Below are 16088 nucleotides of genomic sequence, written 5' to 3'. Positions count from 1 at the left end.
ATTCACCCAGCCATGACCCTGTACCAACTGCATGAACTCGGACGCGCATGGATGGCGCCGCTGGCCTACATGGCCGAGGCCAACGCGCGGATGTTTTCGACGCCGACCAGTTGGTTGTCCAACATGCCCGGCGCCGACCGCATCGCCGCCGGCAATGAGCTGCTCCACCGCATCGGCAAGGACTACGAAAAGCCGGCCTGGGAGATCCACGAAGTCGAGATCGAAGGCCGCTCGGTGCCGGTGGTGGAACTTGAAGTCCTGAAGAAGCCGTTCTGCCGGCTATTGCGCTTCAAGCGCTACACCGACGATGCCGAAAGCATCGCCGCGCTGAAGGACGACCCCAGCGTGCTGGTGGTGGCGCCGCTGTCGGGGCATCACGCCACCCTGCTGCGCGACACCGTGCGCACGCTGCTGCGCGATCACAAGGTCTACATCACCGACTGGGTCGATGCGCGGATGGTGCCGGCATCCGAAGGCGCTTTCAGCCTGGACGACTACGTGGCCTACGTGGAGGAATTCATCCGCCACATAGGCGCCGAAAAACTGCATGTGATCAGCGTCTGCCAGCCGACCGTGCCGGTGCTGGCCGCGGTGTCGCTGATGGCCGCGCGCGGCGAAACCACGCCGCGCTCGCTGGTGATGATGGGCGGGCCGATCGACGCGCGCCGCAGTCCCACCGAAGTCAACAGTCTGGCCACGCGCAACCCGCTGTCGTGGTTCGAGAACAACGTCATCCACAGCGTGCCGCAGCCCTACCCGGGCGAAGGCCGCAAGGTCTACCCGGGCTTCCTGCAGCACGCCGGCTTCATCGCGATGAACCCCAGCCGCCATTTCATGTCGCACTGGGATTTCTATGCGGACCTGGTCAAGGGCGATCTGCAGGATGCCGAGGCGCACCGCAAGTTCTACGACGAATACAACGCGGTACTGGACATGCCGGCCGAGTATTACCTGGATACCATCCGGGTGGTGTTCCAGGAGTTCCTGCTGCCGCGCGGCAAGTGGATCGTCAATGGCGAGCTGGTCAAGCCCGCCGCCATCAAGAAGACCGCGCTGCTGAGCATCGAGGGCGAGCTGGACGATATTTCCGGCGTCGGCCAGACCGCCGCTGCCCACGATCTGTGCACCGGCATCGGCAAGGCGCACCACCAGCAGATCGTGGTCGAAGGCGCCGGCCACTACGGCATCTTCAGCGGCCGCCGCTGGCGCGAGAAGGTGTACCCGCAGGTGCGGGATTTCATCGCCAAGTACGCCGGCTGAATTCCGCAGCCGTACCGTCAGCGCGAAAGTCCGCCGGGCTGCCGGCAACCTGGTAACGAAGCCCCGCACTGGCGGGGCTTCGTCGTTGGCCGGACCGCTCAGCTGTCGCTGCGGCAACCCTGGACGAAGGTCTTGTTGTCGGTGGTTTCGCCCCAGCGACCGTCGGCGGCACCGCAACCTGCCGTCCACGAACCAACCAGCACGCCTTCCTCATCGTAGTAGTACCACGTGCCCTGCCAGCTGGCCGATGCGGTGAACGACGCAGAGGCAAGCAGCCCCAGCAGCATGGCGACAGTGAAGAACCGGATACGACGCATACTTCTCTCCTTGGATGGATGCGGGGATTCCGCAGCCCAAGGTTGGTCGATACGGTGCAGCGCGTCTGTTAACTCTGCCGCACTCCCAGCTACACGCAGGTATTCAACAATGTGCAGGGTGCGTGAGCATGAGCCGTCCTGGCCGCAGGCCGATGGACGAACGAGCGGACAAGCCTGCCGGCGCCGCATAACGCAAAAGGCCGCAGACGGGCGGCCTTTCGCGTTGCGGCGGCAAGCGCCGCAAGGACTTCGAACCAGTGCTCAGACCAGCGGGCGGCGCACCAGCAGGTGCTTTGCGAACAGACTGTGCAACTTGCCGACGCCGCGCGCCAGATGCAGGGTGGCGAACAGCAGCACCACTCCGAAGGCGCTTATCACCGGCAGCAGCCATGGCGCCTGTTCGGTGACGCTCCAGCTGGAAAACGTGACGTCCAGGCTCGAGGGGAAGAACAAACCCAGCGGTGCGGCGATGAAGGCCAGCGACATGCTCAGCAGCGTGACGACCACGGTGAAGTATGCGATGCCCAGCGGCAGCATCAGCAACATGTACAGCATCGCCGTCCAGGTGCCGCCGTCGGTGAACATATCGCCGATGCGCGCCAGCAACGTCTTGTCGCGCTGCGTATACAGCGGCCGGCGCGGCATGCGCTCGCCCAGCAGCACTTCCACGATACGTCCTTCCACCAGCGACAGCAGCCGCACCGACAACAGGAACAGCAGCAGCAGCGGAATGCCGACAATCAGGATCAGAAGACCGGCCGACAGGCTGGCGCCGGTCACCACCCAGGTGAAATAGAAGATGCCGGTGGCCAGCGACAGCAGCATGTAGAACAGCGCGCCGTAGGTGTGCGGATCGGCAGCCACGCCGAAGAACCTGCCCAGCAGCGACTTGCGCTGGCGCGGCGCCGGCGGGCGCAGCGCACGGGTCACGGTGACTTCGGTATCGCGATAGATGTCGGCCACTTCCTCGGGCGCACCGTAGCTGCCGGCCACCGAGGCGATCACTTCGGCCTCGCTCTTTCCCGGCTGCTCGGCCATTTCCGAACGCAGGTATTCCTCGGCGTCGTACAGCGCATCCTGGATCATCGCCTTGTCGGCTCCGGCCAGCGCGGCGCGCAACTGTTCCAGGTATTCGGGGATGGATGCGGGCAGGCGCCCGGCGGCGGACGGGGTGGTGTTCATGCGGTTATCCCCTCAAGGACGGAGTCGACGGAATCGCGGGTGGCGCGCCAGGCGGCAGCCCATTGCTGCAGGGTCTGCCGCCCTGCCTCGGTGATGCGGTAGTAGCGCCGGGGCGGGCCGGCCATGGAAGGTTCGATATGGCTTTCCAGCAACCCGGCCGTTTCCAGATTGCGCAGCACCGGATACAGCGCGCTCTGCTTGCCGCTGAGCACGCCCTCGCCGATGCGCTCGAGCTGCTTGGCAATCAGGTAGCCGTACAACGGCTCGCCGGCGCGCGCCAGCACGGCCAGCAACGCCAGCGACACGGTGCCGGCGCTGAGCTCCTTCTGGAACTTCTTCAGTTGGGTCTCGGAATCGTTCATGGCTTCCCTCTGCGGGGCAACCGCTAGGTTGGAGACCACACTATTGCTAAGTTTGATATAGCGAATGTGCCAGTAGTCATCCCCTTGCATCTGCGCCGGGTTGGCTTGGTTGCAGATGGAATCTCGGTGAGAATCCCGGCTCCTTCCTTTCGCGGCCCCGCCATGCGCCTTCGTCCTGCCCTGTTCGCCTGCGCCCTCCTCCTGGCCCCGCTGTCGCTGTCGGCGCAGGAGCCTCCCAAGTACAGGAGTGCCCAGGAGATCCTCGACGCCTCGCCCGCCAGCGACTGGCGCATGCCGGATCCGGCCAATACGCTGTATATGGAACTGGCGGGCGGCCGGGTGATTATCGAGTTGGCGCCGTCCTTCGCGCCCGAGCATGTGGCCAACATCCGCACGCTGGCGCGCGAAGGCTTCTGGGATGGCTTGGGCATCTACCGCTCGCAGGACAACTTCGTCGTCCAGTTCGGCGATGCCGATGCCGAGGATGCCGCCAAGGCCAAGCCGCTGGGCAGCGCCAAGGCCAAGCTGCCGGCCGAGTTCTCCCGCGACGGGGCGGGCCTGGCCTTCACCCGTCTGGCGGATGCCGACGGCTGGGCGCCGGAGGTGGGTTTTGTCGAAGGCTTCCCTGCCGCGCGCGATCCGAAGACGGGCCAAACCTGGCTGGCGCATTGCTATGGCGCGCTGGGCGCCGGACGCGGCAACGAAGCCGACAGCAGCAACGGCAGCGAACTGTATGTAGTGACCGGGCAGTCGCCACGGCAACTGGACCGCAACATCACCCTGGTCGGCCGCGTGGTCAAGGGCATGGAACTGCTGAGCGCGATTCCGCGCGGTCCGGAACCGATGGGTTTCTACCAGGATGCCGCGCAGCGCACGCCGATTACCGCCATTCGTCTGGCCAGCGACGTACCGGAAGCTGAGCGCACCCCCCTGCAACTGCTGCGCACCGACTCCAAGACCTTTGCCGACGCCACCGAAGCGCGCCGCAACCGCCGCGATGGCTGGTACCTACGCCCTGCCGGCCACATCGATCTGTGCAACGTACCGCTGCCGGCGCGCGCACCGTAGGGCGGGCCCTATGTCCGCGGACGCTTGTGCGCTTCGCTGATGATGCGTTTGTCCAGGATGCGTACGCTGCCGACCATCAGCAGGCGCAGATCGCGGACGATGTAATCGGCCAATGCATCCTCGCCGATGTCGTCGCCGTCGATATCCAGCCGGAACCCCTGGCCCTGCAGGCCGCCGCCGTTGCTGAAATCGATCTCGAAATCGAATACGACACGCTTCTGCATCGCCGCTGTCCTTCTATGCCCGCGCCGCCCGCTGGCTGACGGCCACGCTGCCCAGGATCAAGCCGCCGGCGATCACCATCATCGGCGTCACCGGCTCGCCCAGGAACATCCAGGCGAATGCCGCGCCGAACAGCGGTACCAGGTAGGTCACGGTGGCCGCACGGGCGGCGCCGATGCGCTGGATCAACCGGTAATACAGCAGGAAGGCGTAGCCGGTGCAGAGCAGTCCAATGGCGATGGCGCTGCCCCAGGCAGCGGCGGGAATCGGCCCGCTCGGCCAATGCGCGACCGCGAACGGCGCCAACAACAGCGCTGCGCAACTCAGCGTGGCCGCCGCCGCGGCCGCAGGCGGAATGCCGCCCAGATGCCTGCGCACCAGGTTCACACCCACCCCGTACAGCAATGCAGCAGTGGCGCCGGCGGCCACCGCCGGCCCGACACTGAGACCGCCGGCCTTGCTGGTGGCCAGCACCACCACGCCCAGGAAGCCCACCAGCAGCGCGACGGCGCGACGCATGCCGATCTTTTCGCCAAAGAAGACGAATGCCACCAATGCCGCAAACAGCACCGTCATCGCATTGCAGATGGCGCCGACGGCGGCGGGCGAGCGCTGCGCGGCCCAGGCGAACAACAGGAACGGAATCGCCGAATTGATGGCGCCGATCAGCGCCAGCTTTGGCCACAGGCCAGGCGAAAACGCCGCGCGCTCGCGCCACAGGAACGGCAGCAGGATCAAAGCGCCCAAGGCCAACCGCACTTCGACCAGCGCAAACGCGCCGAACGGCTGCGCCGCCACCCGCATGAACAGGAACGACCCGCCCCAGATGGCGCCCAGCAGCAACAACTCCGCCGGGGTGCGCCAGTCGCGCGCCAGCGGCCCGGAAGCCAACGCACCCGCCATACCGCTATCGCCCGCCATACCCGTAGCCTCGTTTTTGCCTGGGGCCATTTTCCCCGCTGGCAATGGCTTCACAAGCGGATATTATCGGGGCAAGCCACAAATCTGACGCGTGTCTGGAGCGTGCCATGAACCTGCGTCCTGCCCTGCTGCCCGCGCTCGGCGTGTTCGCCGCCGCCGCCCGCCACCAGAACTTCGCCCATGCCGCCGAAGAACTGCATCTGACCGCCAGCGCGGTCAGCCACCATGTGCGCAAACTGGAAGCGCTGCTGCAGGTGACCCTGTTCCAGCGCCATGCGCGCGGAGTCACGCTGACCGCGGAGGGCCGCCAACTGGCCGACGCCGCCACGGCTGCGCTGTCGGACATCGAAGCGGTCGCCGACAACCTGCACCAGGTCCGCGGCACCACCCAACTGCGCGTCACCACCCTGCATTCGCTGGCCTACTGCTGGCTGCTGCCACGGCTGCCGCGCTTCGTCGCCCGCCATCCCAACATCCGCCTGCATCTGGATACCGGCATCGCACTGACCCGCTTCGACGACAGCGGGCCGGACCTGGGCATCCGCCATGGTCCCGGCCATTGGCCGGGACTGACCGCGCACCACCTGATGGACGATGAACTGTTCCCGGTGGCTTCGCCCGGCTTGCCGGGCGCTGCGGAAATCGGCGAACCGCGCGATATTGCGCGCCTGCCGCTGGTCACCGACCTGGCGCTGCAGGGTTGGCGCGACTGGTTTCGCGCCGCCGGCGTGCGCGGACTGCGCCTGCCGCAGATGCACAGTTTCAGCGACAGCACCGATGCCATGCGCGCCAGCGTCTACGGCGTCGGCGCCGCACTTGCGCGCAAACACGTCGCCACGCCCTACCTGCAACGCTATGAACTGATCCGTCTGCCGGGCCCGGCGTTGAAGGCCCGTTTTTCCTACTACGCGGTCTATCCCGCGCATCGTCCGCCGCATCCGGCGGCGGCGATCTTCATCGACTGGCTCAAGCAGGAAGCGCAGGACGAACGCACACCGATGCCGCCGATGCCGCCGGAGCTGTTGCCGGGGATGCCGGCAAACCGGCGCAAATCCGCTCCGAAAGCACCGCGTTGAAAGCCGCTGCGCCCGCGGGCGCAGCGCTACGGGATGGTCTTGAGCGCCGCCACCACGGCCGGCTTGAGCGCCTGTATCTGCGCGTCTCCGGACTGATCCGCTTCCAGGTAGACGCTCATCAGGAAAGCCATCAGATCGTGCCGCCTGGCCAGCCATGCGCTGTCGGCATAGGCTTGCGCGGGTTCGCCCAGCCGCGGCGGCAGCGCGGCGAACCACGCCTGCCACTGCGCCTGGTCCAGCAGGCCGCGGTGTGCCAGGTAGACGACCGGACGCGCCAGCCGGCCAGGCTCGCCGTACACGTAGGCATGCGCGCTTTCCGGCGCTACCTGGCTGGCGATCGCTGCCAGCATAGACTCGGCCTGCGTGCGGTCCACCTGTTCGTTCAACGCCAGCTGCAACAGCCAGTCGGCGCCATGGGCGACGCCATGCCGCCAACCCTGCGCATCGTCGAAACCGCGGTAGTCGCGGACCGAGGCCAGGTACGTCACCGCGTGCCCGACCATCGTCGCGCGCTCCTTGCCGCTCATCCACGGCTGCAGACGATCGGTGCGCGCCACCTCCGCAAGCAGCAGCGCCGCAAATGGCTGGCGAAAACCTTCCGGATCGTCCGCATCCAGCAGGACATACAACCGGTCGCGCATCTGGCCGCGCAGCGCTTCGCTCAACTGACCGGCGCGCAGCCAGACGGTGACGCCCTCATAGGCGATGCCATCGCGCAGCGCCGGATCCGGATCGCCCAGACAGTCCAGCAAGCCCATCGCCAACGTATCGCGCAGCCCGTCGTCGGCCAACGCGAACTCCTGCTGCCTGAGCAGTTGCAGCGACCCGGCATCGGTGCCGGCAGGCGGACAGTCGGCCAGGACCGGACCAGCGGCGCTCAACAGCATCAACGACAACATCAACGCAATACGATTGCGCATAGGCGACCTCTAGGTTTTCTTGCGGCGCAGGCGCCGCCACAGCGCCAGCAGGATGGCCAGGCCGATGACGGCGGGAATCAGGAACGCGACCGTGCGGATGGTCCAGGCGGTGCCGGTGGCCAGGGTGGCGAAGAAGTCGCGCACCGCCTGGCGGATCTCCCCGCGGCCGCTTTGGCCGCCGGGCGGATGGAAACGCAGCGTCAACCGCTGGGTGTCGATGCGGCGCCGGTGCTGGGCGGCTTCCTGCTGCGCGACCTGCAACTGCGCCTCGACCTGCGAGAGCTGTTGCGACAGCGCGATCATGTCGGCCACCGACAGATCCCGGCGCTGCTGGAATTCGGCCAGGCGCGCCTGTTCCTTTTCCAGCCGCGTGCGCAGCAGCGTGTTGTCGCGCACGGTCTGGGCCAGATCTTCGGCATGGGTGCTGCGGCTGCCGATCTCGGCGCCGGCGCTGGCCTGGGCGATCAACGGCTCCACGCCATCGGGCGCAATCCGCACGGTCAGGCTGGCGCTGGGGTGATCGCCGCCCTGCTGGCTGACGTTGAGGACGCTGCAATCGCCGAACTTGCCGCTGCTGCAAGCCGACTGCGCGGCCTGCAGGCGCTGCGGAATCTGTGCGGCCGCCAGCGCAATGCTGACGTCGTGTTCGTAGGCAAGGTATGCGCCCTCCGGCGAACGCAGCGCCGCATCGGCGGCAACGGCGCCGGCATAACCGGACCCGTGCTTTGCGCAGGCCGGCAACAGGCAGGCCAGCACCAGCGCCAACGCACCCTTTGCAGTCGCCCGCATACGCATCCCCCCTTTTCTTGGCTGCGGCATGGTGTCGGCGCTCAGAAACTGGCGCCGTCGATACGGGTGACCTTCAGTGCCGACAGATCCACATCCGGCAGGCAGCGCACATTGACCGCAATCATCGGCCCGGCATTGGGTTTCTCGCCCTCGCCGTACGCAGCTATGCCGCAGTGGGCGCAGAAATGATGCTGGATGACATGCTTGTTGAACGTATAGGTCGCCACGTCCGACTCCGGCGTCTTCAACGTGAAGGCATCGCGCGGCCCGAACCACAGCAGCCCGCCGCGGCGCCGGCACATCGAACAATTGCAGTCGTAGACTTCGCCGATGTCGCCTTCCACCTCGAACGCGACACGGCCGCAATGGCAGCTGCCCTGGTGTTTCATGCCCAGCCTCCCTGAAGAATGGGCCAAGCATAAGCCAATGGCAGATGCGTCGCGCACGGCTTGGCTCTAAGCTTGGGCATTCCCTACTTTGCTGCACAGCAACGAGAATCCCATGCGCCACAGCCTGCTTGCCCTCGCCCTGTTGACTTCCCTTGCCGCCTGCCAGAAAAGCGAAGCCCCCACCGCGCCTGCGGCCAGCGACGCGGTGGCCGTCGCCGATACCGCCGCCGATGCGCAATTCGCCGAACTGTCGCAGCGTGCGCTGGAAGGCTGGTTGCAGCACTCGCCCATCAGCGCCACCCAGATTGGCGAGCACAGATACGACGGCGAGATCGACGACCTCAGCGCCGCCGGGCGGCAGAAGGGGCTGGAATTCAGCAAGCGGATCCTGGCCGAGCTGGACCGGTTGGATATCGCCCGCCTGTCGCGCGAGAACCAGGTCGACGCCACCATCCTGCGCAACCAGCTGCGCTACGACATCTGGAACGCCGAGACGTTGCAAAGCTGGGCCTGGGATCCGCAGCTGTACAGCGGCCTGGCCGGCAGCGCCATCTATGGCCTGATGGCGCGCGAGTTCGCACCGTTGCCCGCGCGGCTGAATTCGGCCGCTGCGCGCATGGAGAAGCTGCCGGCGCTGCTGGCGCAGGCACGCGAAAACCTGGACCCGGCGCGGGTGCCCAAGGTGCATGCCGAAACCGTGGCCCGGCAGAACGCCGGCATCCTGAGCATCGTCGATACGTTCATCACCCCCAATCTGAAGGATCTGCCGGAGACCGAACGCCAGCGGCTGGAGGCGGCAACGCGGACGCTGAAACAGGCGGTAGCCGAACACCAGGCCTGGCTGGACAAGACCCTGGTGCCCGGCGCCAACGGTGAGTTCCGCATCGGCGCAGAGCTGTACGACCAGAAGCTGCAGTTCGCGCTGCTGTCGTCGCTGTCGCGCGCCGAGATCAAGCAGCGCGCGGAAGCGGAGATCAAGCGCGTGCGCGAGCAGATGTACGGCATCGCCCGGCAGGTGCTGGGTGACCGGGCCGGCGCGCCGCAGATGCCGGACGCGCCAACGGCCGAACAGCAGCAGGCGGCAATCGAGGCTGCGCTGGAACTGGCCTATGCGGAGAAGCCGGCGCGCGACAAGGTGGTCGAGGAGGCCGAAGCCGCGCTGCGGTCGGCGACCGATTTCGTCCGCGCCAAGGACCTGGTCACGCTGCCGGATTCGCCGGTCAGGATCATCCTGATGCCGGAATTCCAGCGCGGCGTGGCGGTGGCCTACTGCGACTCGCCCGGACCGCTGGACAAGGGGCTGGAGACCTTCTACGCGGTCTCGCCGATTCCCGACGACTGGACCGAGCCGCAGGTCGATTCGTTCCTGCGCGAATACAACAGCCGCATGATCCACCTGCTGAGCATCCACGAAGGCACCCCCGGCCATTACCTGGAAGGCTGGCACTCGGCCAAATTCCCGTCCACGCTGCGCGGCGTGCTGCGCTCTGGCATGTTCGCCGAGGGCTGGGCGGTCTACACCGAGAAAATGATGACCGACGCCGGCTATCTGGACCGGGATCCGCTGTTCGAACTGGTGCAGCTGAAGTTCTACCTGCGCGCCATCGCCAACGCCATCCTCGACCAGGGCGTGCATGTGGACAACTGGACGCGCGAACAGGCGATGGACCTGATGGTGCGGCAGACCTTCCAGCAGGAGCGCGAGGCCGCCGGCAAGTGGACGCGCGCGCAGCTGACCTCGGCGCAACTGCCGACCTATTTCGTCGGCGCGCAGGAACACTTCGATCTGCGTAAAGCGATGGAACAGAAGCAGGGCGCGAACTTCGATCTGAAGGCCTACCACGACCAGGTGCTGTCCTACGGCGCCCCCCCGGTGCGGTTTGTGCGCCAGTTGATGCTGGACCAGCCCATCCAGTAAGCGCCATGAAGGCGGGCAGCGGCTGCCCGCCTTCGTTTGCCAGGCCGCTGCATCGGTCGCGACGCCTTGCCGGCGCCTGTCGGCTGGCGTCGACCATGGGCAGGCCATCCGGTGGCCCGGTCCGCGCTGCACTTAGCATGCGTTGTCCTTTCGGCACTCGCTGCAACGGCGCGCCGGCGATGGTGACGCCGCCTTTACCCGCCTCCCTGTATATGCTCGGCACAGGTCCCAACCGCGCCTCCCGATCGTGGCAAGCTCGAAAGGAGATCCCCATGCCCCTGGCCGCCGACACCACCGCCACCATCATTCCCTGCCTGCGCTACCGCAATGCGCAGGTCGCCATCGACTGGCTATGCAATGCATTCGGCTTCGAACGCCATGCCGTCTACGCCGACGGCGATACCGTCCATCATGCACAGCTGACCTTCGGCAACGGCATGATCATGCTGGGCTCGGTAACCGATGCCGGCGGCGAATGGGCCGGACAGATCCTGCAACCGGCCGACATCGGCATGAAGCAGACCCAGAGTCCGTGCGTCATCGTTGCCGACGCCGATGCGCATTACGCCCGCGCCAAGGCCGCCGGGGCCGACATCGTCGTCGATATCGCCGACCAGGACTACGGCGGCCGCGGCTACTCCTGCCGCGATCTCGAAGGCCATCTGTGGTGGTTCGGCAGCTACGATCCCTGGAAAGACTCGGCGTCCTGAGTGCGGCGCGCGCGGTCGCCGACGACGCGGAAATGGCTCGGCATGGCCGCTTGTATTGCCCGCAAATGTGACTTACATTCAACTTCGCTGCAGTTCCACTCGAACGAGCGGGCGCGCCGCAGCAGGGGACGCGTAGCAGGCTGCGTTTCCTGCCCCTGCTGTCAACGGCGCAACCTAGCTCCAGCAACGATCGCAAGGAGAAATCAGGGTAGCGAACGCGCGGATACGCCTTTGGCCCAGCGCCCCCACTGACGGCCTAGACTTCAACGCCGCACGCCGGGAAACACTGGCAGCGGCTGTCCGGCACCGCATACCTTCTGCAACGGCGTCCTACGGCTGTTTCCATGTCGTACCAGCCGCAGGACCGGAGTCGAACGAATCGACCATCGGGGCGCGATGCTTATGGGGAATCGTCAAAAGGAATTTGCGCACCAGGCAGGGTCGGCACCGGGACGCTATGCGCTGCTGTTGCTGCTGATCGGGCTGGCAGTCGCCGCGATCGCGGGCCTGCAACTGGACGGCAGCAACCGCCAGCAGCGGCAGGTGCGTTTCCAGGCGCTGGCCGAGCGGGTCGCCGGCGAACTGAAGACGCGCCTGGACGTCTATGAACACGGTTTGCGCGGCGCCCGCGGCGCGGTGATCGCCGCTGGCGGCGAAGCGGTGACCCGGCAGCGCTTCAGCGAATACAGCCGCTCGCGCGATTACCTGCGCGAATTCCCCGGCGTGCGCGGCTATGGCTATATCCACCGCGTGGCGCGCACGGACGAACCCGCGTTCGTGCAGGCCGCTCGCCGCGACGGCGCTCCCGACTTCGGCATCCGCCAAATCCAGCCCCACGACGGCGAACGGTTCGTGATCCTGTACATCGAGCCGGAGAACGCCAATCGCGAAGCGATCGGCCTGGACATCGCTTCGGAAACCAACCGCCGCGTTGCCGCCGTCGAGGCCGCACGCAGCGGCAAGCCCACCCTGACCGATCCGATCACGCTGGTGCAGAACCTCTCCAAGCCGCGTCACGGCTTCCTGCTGCTGCTGCCCATCTATCGCGCCGGCGCCGCAACCGATACGCCCGACCAACGCCGGCAGGCCGTTCTCGGCTGGTCGTTCGCGCCTATCGGCATCGACGAAGTGCTCGCCGATTTCGACCTTGCCGGAAACGAATACTCGCTGGCCTTGTCTGACAGCGGAAACGGACATGATGCGGAGCCGTTCTACAGCACCCGCGAATTCCCGAAGGAGCCGGCCCTGGGCCTGACCGCCCGTCATCCCATCAACGCCTACGGGCAGCAATGGCACCTGGACATCAAGGCGCGGCCGCTGTTCGTAGCCGGGCTGAACCAGACGTCGCCGCTGGCGGTGGCCGGCGCCATCGCCGCCGTGGCGCTGCTGCTGTCGGCACTGCTCTACCTCTACCTGCTCAACCGGCAGCGCCATCATCAGGTTTCGCTGGACCAGGCCCGCATGGCGGCGATGGTGGAAGGGTCGAACGATGCCATCCTGGCCGAAGATGCCGACGGCATGGTGACCCATTGGAACCGCGCGGCCCAGCGCATGTTCGGTTACACCCCTGAGGAAGCGGTGGGAACGCCGTTGCGCGAGCTGATCGCGCCGCCGGAGGACAAGCCGGACGAGCACGAGGTGCGGGACGAAATCCTGAGCGGCAAGACGGTGCCCAATTTCGCCAGCCAGCGGCGCCACCGCGATGGATACTACGTCGACGTCCTGGTCAGCGCCTCGCCCATCCTGGGCAGGAACGGCAGCGTCGTCGGGGTTTCCCACATCCTCCACGACATCACCGACCGCCTGCGCGCCGAAGAACGCTTCCGGCTGGTCGTGGAAGCCTCTCCCAGCGCCCTGTTGATGGTCGACCGCGACGGCGTCATCGCCATGGCCAACCGCAAGGCGGAGGAGCTGTTCGGGCTGCCGCGCCGGTCGCTGGTCGGCAACCACCTGTCCAAGCTGCTGCCGCCAGCGGTGAAGGACCATCACGGCGACTACATCCGCAACTACTTCCTGCAACCGGAGACGCGCGCGATGGGCTCCGGCCGCGATCTGTTCGGCCGCCGCCACGACGGTTCGCTGGTGCCGGTGGAAATCGGGCTCAACCCCATACAGACCTCCGACGGCCTGTACGCGCTGGCCTTCATCATCGACATTTCCGAGCGCAAGCGCGCCGAAGCGCGGGTCATGGAGCTGAATGCCACGCTGGAGCAGCAGGTGGCCGAACGCACCGCGCAGATCAGGACCTATTCGCTGCTGCAGAACGCCATCCTGGCCCACGCCGGCTACGCCATCATCGCCACCGACAACAACGGCACGATCACGCTGTTCAATCCGGCGGCCGAGGCGATGCTGGGTTACCGCGCCGACGAGATGATCGGCCGCCGCAACGCCGGCATCATCCACGATCACGACGAACTGGCCGCACGCACTGCGCCGCCGGCAAAGGAAAACCCGACGGCTGCGACATCCGCCACGGCAGCCGCTTCGGACCGGAGCGACAGCGACGAATGGACCTTCATCCGCAAGGACGGTTCGCGATTGCCGGTGTTGCTGACCCTCAGCACGCTGCGCGACGCAGAGGGCGCGGTCATCGGCCATCTGCGCGTGGCCGTCGATCTGACCGAACGCAAGTGCAGGGAACAGCAGTTGCGCCAGGCGATGAGCGCGGCCGAAAGCGCAAACCGCTACAAAAGCGATTTCCTGGCCAATATGAGCCACGAAATCCGCACGCCGATGAATGCCATCCTGGGCATGGTGTACCTGCTGGAAAAAAGCGAGCTGCCTCCGGCGGCGCAGGACATGGCGCGCAAGATCAACGGCTCGGCGCGTTCGCTGCTGGCCATCATCAACGACGTACTGGACTTCTCCAAGATAGAGGCCGGCCGCATCGAACTGGAGCACGAACCATTCGATCTTGGCGAAGTGCTGGAAAACATGGCCACGCTGATGTCCTCGGCGGTGGGCACCAAACCAGTGGAAATGGTGGTTTCGCCGCCGCCGTCCGGCGCGCGCCGCCTGAAGGGCGACGCGTTGCGACTGGGGCAGGTGCTGATCAATCTTCTCGGCAACGCCATCAAGTTCACCGAACGCGGCGAGGTGGTATTGACCGTGCGCCGCAGCGAAGGCGATGACGATGGCGAAAGCGAAAGCGGCAGGGTAGGACTGGTCTTCTCGGTGCGCGATACCGGCATCGGCATCCCGCGGGAAAAACTGGACATCATCTTTTCGCCGTTCAATCAGGTGGACACCTCCACCACCCGCAACTTCGGCGGCAGCGGACTGGGTCTGACCATCAGCCGGCGCCTGGTGGAACTGATGGGGGGCGAACTGCAGGTCGAAAGCGAACCAGGACGCGGCAGCGAATTCTCGTTCGCCATTTCGCTGGAGGCCGACGGCTCCAGCGGCCAGGATGAGGATCGCGAACTTCCGCACCAGGTGCTGGTGGCCGACGATCACGATCTTGCGCGGGAAAATCTGGTGGCGATCATCCAGAGTTTCGGCTGGAGCGTGCAGGCGGTCGAATCGGGGGAGGCCGCCATCGCTGCGGCCACCAGCGGCAACGGCGGCGCGGCTGACGGGCGTTACGACATCATCCTGCTGGACTGGAAGATGCCGCAAGTGGACGGACTGGCGGCCGCCGAAGCCATCCGCAAGCGGGTCGGATCGCAACGCCAGCCGATCATCATCATGGTGACCGCGCACGAACGGAAGCTGCTGGAGCAGAATCTCCAGGGCGATGTCGTCGATGCCGTGCTGACCAAACCGGCCACCGCTTCGTCGCTGTTCAACGTCATCGTGGATTCGCTGGCCAAGCGCGGCCTCAGCGCAGGGCCGCGCAAGCGCAGCCAACGGCATGCGCAACGGCTGAGCGGACTGCATCTGCTGGTCGTGGATGACAGCGACATCAATCGCGAGGTCGCGCAGCGGATACTGGAAGGCGAAGGCGCCATCGTCGAGTTGGCCAGCGACGGCCTTGACGCGCTGGACTGCATCGCCAGCGATCCCGAACGTTTCCATCTGGTCCTGATGGACGTGCAGATGCCCGAGATGGACGGCTATGAGGCCACCCGCCGGATCCGTCAGATTCCGGCGATGGCCGCGTTGCCGGTGGTGGCGCTGACAGCCGGAGCGTTCAAGCGCCAGCAGGATGCGGCGCTGGAGGCCGGCATGGACGCTTTTGTCGCCAAACCTTTCGAGGTGGACGAACTGGTGGAGGTGATCGTCCGCCTCACCCCTGCCCGCCCCCAGCAAGCGGTGCCGCTGGAACCGTTGGCCGGGGAAGCGCAAGACGCGCTGGCGGCCGTGGACGAAGGCGCGGACCCGCAGCTGCTGGACGTGCAGCGCGGTCTTGCCTACTGGCGCGAAGAAGCGCCGTACCGCAAGTACCTGGCCCAGTTCGGCCGCAACTATGAGCATGCGGCGCAGGAGATCAGCGAATACCTCAGTCGCGGCGAGCCGGACGCCGCAGCGTCCTATGTGCACAAGATGCGCGGCGCAGCCGGTTCGCTGGCGCTGCCGACGGTGGCATTCATCAGCGCCGAGATCGAAACCGCGCTGCACGGCAGCGGCGATGTCTCGGATCTGCTCAGCTCGCTGCAGTTGGCCCTGCGCGAAACCCTGGCCGACATCGCCGGCTATGTCGGCGCAACGCATCCGGATGACGCCTTGCCCTCCCATAGCGATGCGCTCCCTGTCGAACGCGCTCCGTTGCTCCAGCAATCCTTGCAGCAGCTACTGCGTTCATTGGACAGCGACGATCCTGCGCAGATCGAAGCGATGCTGCCGGCGCTGCATGGACAGCTCCCTGCCGAGCGCATGCGTGAGCTGCAAAGATGCATCGACGAGTTCGACTTCCGCGGCGCGGAAGCCCTGGTGAGCCAGTGGCTGGCGATGCCGCCGGCCGAGCTTGCCGGAAATCAGGACCCGGCCGCATAGGCGCGGCCGGCTCGCA

General features: G+C 66.4%; 14 protein-coding genes. 6 read left to right on the top strand and 8 right to left on the bottom strand.

The genetic code is table 11. The features are described 5' to 3' along the window. Positions 1–12 precede the first annotated feature (12 nt). Entirely contained in the window at positions 13–1260 is a 1248-nt protein-coding gene (locus CRO39_RS17880) for a polyhydroxyalkanoate depolymerase (RefSeq protein WP_097123330.1), read from the top strand. A gap of 98 nt (positions 1261–1358) precedes the next feature. Here the strand turns inward: CRO39_RS17880 and CRO39_RS17875 are convergent, their stop codons facing one another. The 3 genes from CRO39_RS17875 to CRO39_RS17865 form a co-directional block, all read right to left on the bottom strand. Next, complete coding sequence (locus CRO39_RS17875; RefSeq protein ID WP_097123329.1) at positions 1359–1577, bottom strand: DUF6289 family protein; 219 nt, start codon at positions 1575–1577, stop codon at positions 1359–1361. Between the two features lie 261 nt (positions 1578–1838). Beyond that, positions 1839–2759: a sensor domain-containing protein gene (locus tag CRO39_RS17870; RefSeq protein ID WP_097123328.1), complete on the bottom strand. Its 921-nt coding sequence runs from the start codon at positions 2757–2759 to the stop codon at positions 1839–1841. Beyond that, on the bottom strand, positions 2756–3121 hold the full coding sequence (locus tag CRO39_RS17865; protein ID WP_097123327.1) for a PadR family transcriptional regulator: 366 nt from the start codon (positions 3119–3121) through the stop codon (positions 2756–2758). The genes CRO39_RS17870 and CRO39_RS17865 overlap by 4 nt, the downstream gene beginning before the upstream one ends. Positions 3122–3205: 84 nt before the next feature. Here CRO39_RS17865 and CRO39_RS17860 point away from each other — a divergent pair, with 84 nt between their 5' ends. Further along, on the top strand, positions 3206–4189 hold the full coding sequence (locus tag CRO39_RS17860) for a peptidylprolyl isomerase (protein ID WP_425479739.1): 984 nt from the start codon (positions 3206–3208) through the stop codon (positions 4187–4189). 8 nt (positions 4190–4197) lie between these two features. Here CRO39_RS17860 and CRO39_RS17855 read toward each other — a convergent pair whose 3' ends face one another. Next, complete coding sequence (locus CRO39_RS17855; protein ID WP_097123325.1) at positions 4198–4413, bottom strand: cyclase; 216 nt, start codon at positions 4411–4413, stop codon at positions 4198–4200. A 13-nt stretch (positions 4414–4426) separates the two neighbouring features. Continuing rightward, a complete protein-coding gene (locus CRO39_RS17850) occupies positions 4427–5314 on the bottom strand; it encodes a DMT family transporter (RefSeq protein WP_097123324.1) in 888 nt (295 codons plus the stop codon). A 125-nt stretch (positions 5315–5439) separates the two neighbouring features. On the opposite strand from CRO39_RS17850, the gene CRO39_RS17845 reads away from it, so the two are divergent. Continuing rightward, on the top strand, positions 5440–6408 hold the full coding sequence (locus CRO39_RS17845; protein WP_097123323.1) for a LysR substrate-binding domain-containing protein: 969 nt from the start codon (positions 5440–5442) through the stop codon (positions 6406–6408). 26 nt (positions 6409–6434) lie between these two features. Here CRO39_RS17845 and CRO39_RS17840 read toward each other — a convergent pair whose 3' ends face one another. From CRO39_RS17840 to CRO39_RS17830, 3 genes are read right to left on the bottom strand one after another with little or no spacing between them, the layout of a single operon-like run. Next, positions 6435–7328: a DUF2785 domain-containing protein gene (locus CRO39_RS17840; RefSeq protein ID WP_202926323.1), complete on the bottom strand. Its 894-nt coding sequence runs from the start codon at positions 7326–7328 to the stop codon at positions 6435–6437. A gap of 9 nt (positions 7329–7337) precedes the next feature. Continuing rightward, entirely contained in the window at positions 7338–8117 is a 780-nt protein-coding gene (locus CRO39_RS17835; RefSeq protein ID WP_238394645.1) for a DUF4349 domain-containing protein, read from the bottom strand. A 41-nt stretch (positions 8118–8158) separates the two neighbouring features. Beyond that, a complete protein-coding gene (locus tag CRO39_RS17830) occupies positions 8159–8506 on the bottom strand; it encodes a GFA family protein (protein WP_097123321.1) in 348 nt (115 codons plus the stop codon). 112 nt (positions 8507–8618) lie between these two features. Here CRO39_RS17830 and CRO39_RS17825 point away from each other — a divergent pair, with 112 nt between their 5' ends. The 3 genes from CRO39_RS17825 to CRO39_RS17815 all read left to right on the top strand — a co-directional run bounded on the left by CRO39_RS17825 (position 8619) and on the right by CRO39_RS17815 (position 16072). Further along, entirely contained in the window at positions 8619–10424 is a 1806-nt protein-coding gene (locus tag CRO39_RS17825; RefSeq protein ID WP_097123399.1) for a DUF885 domain-containing protein, read from the top strand. 272 nt (positions 10425–10696) lie between these two features. Beyond that, positions 10697–11134, top strand: a complete 438-nt coding sequence (locus CRO39_RS17820; protein ID WP_097123320.1) for a VOC family protein — start codon at positions 10697–10699, stop codon at positions 11132–11134. A gap of 402 nt (positions 11135–11536) precedes the next feature. Next, positions 11537–16072, top strand: coding sequence for a PAS domain-containing hybrid sensor histidine kinase/response regulator (locus tag CRO39_RS17815; RefSeq protein WP_162125839.1), 4536 nt, complete (start codon positions 11537–11539; stop codon positions 16070–16072). Positions 16073–16088 lie beyond the last annotated feature (16 nt).

This window comes from Pseudoxanthomonas wuyuanensis, from assembly GCF_900215535.1.
Classification (GTDB): domain Bacteria; phylum Pseudomonadota; class Gammaproteobacteria; order Xanthomonadales; family Xanthomonadaceae; genus Pseudoxanthomonas_A; species Pseudoxanthomonas_A wuyuanensis.
This window is presented reverse-complemented; position numbering and strand designations above follow the sequence as displayed.

Coding starts and splice junctions, on each gene's coding strand:
- CRO39_RS17845 (WP_097123323.1), top strand. CDS start 5,440: ATGAACCTGCGTCCTGCCCTGCTGCCCGCGCTCGGCGTGTTCGCCGCC.
- CRO39_RS17855 (WP_097123325.1), bottom strand. CDS start 4,413: ATGCAGAAGCGTGTCGTATTCGATTTCGAGATCGATTTCAGCAACGGC.
- CRO39_RS17825 (WP_097123399.1), top strand. CDS start 8,619: ATGCGCCACAGCCTGCTTGCCCTCGCCCTGTTGACTTCCCTTGCCGCC.
- CRO39_RS17820 (WP_097123320.1), top strand. CDS start 10,697: ATGCCCCTGGCCGCCGACACCACCGCCACCATCATTCCCTGCCTGCGC.
- CRO39_RS17875 (WP_097123329.1), bottom strand. CDS start 1,577: ATGCGTCGTATCCGGTTCTTCACTGTCGCCATGCTGCTGGGGCTGCTT.
- CRO39_RS17870 (WP_097123328.1), bottom strand. CDS start 2,759: ATGAACACCACCCCGTCCGCCGCCGGGCGCCTGCCCGCATCCATCCCC.
- CRO39_RS17815 (WP_162125839.1), top strand. CDS start 11,537: ATGGGGAATCGTCAAAAGGAATTTGCGCACCAGGCAGGGTCGGCACCG.
- CRO39_RS17840 (WP_202926323.1), bottom strand. CDS start 7,328: ATGCGCAATCGTATTGCGTTGATGTTGTCGTTGATGCTGTTGAGCGCC.
- CRO39_RS17850 (WP_097123324.1), bottom strand. CDS start 5,314: ATGGCGGGTGCGTTGGCTTCCGGGCCGCTGGCGCGCGACTGGCGCACC.
- CRO39_RS17830 (WP_097123321.1), bottom strand. CDS start 8,506: ATGAAACACCAGGGCAGCTGCCATTGCGGCCGTGTCGCGTTCGAGGTG.
- CRO39_RS17880 (WP_097123330.1), top strand. CDS start 13: ATGACCCTGTACCAACTGCATGAACTCGGACGCGCATGGATGGCGCCG.
- CRO39_RS17865 (WP_097123327.1), bottom strand. CDS start 3,121: ATGAACGATTCCGAGACCCAACTGAAGAAGTTCCAGAAGGAGCTCAGC.
- CRO39_RS17835 (WP_238394645.1), bottom strand. CDS start 8,117: ATGCGGGCGACTGCAAAGGGTGCGTTGGCGCTGGTGCTGGCCTGCCTG.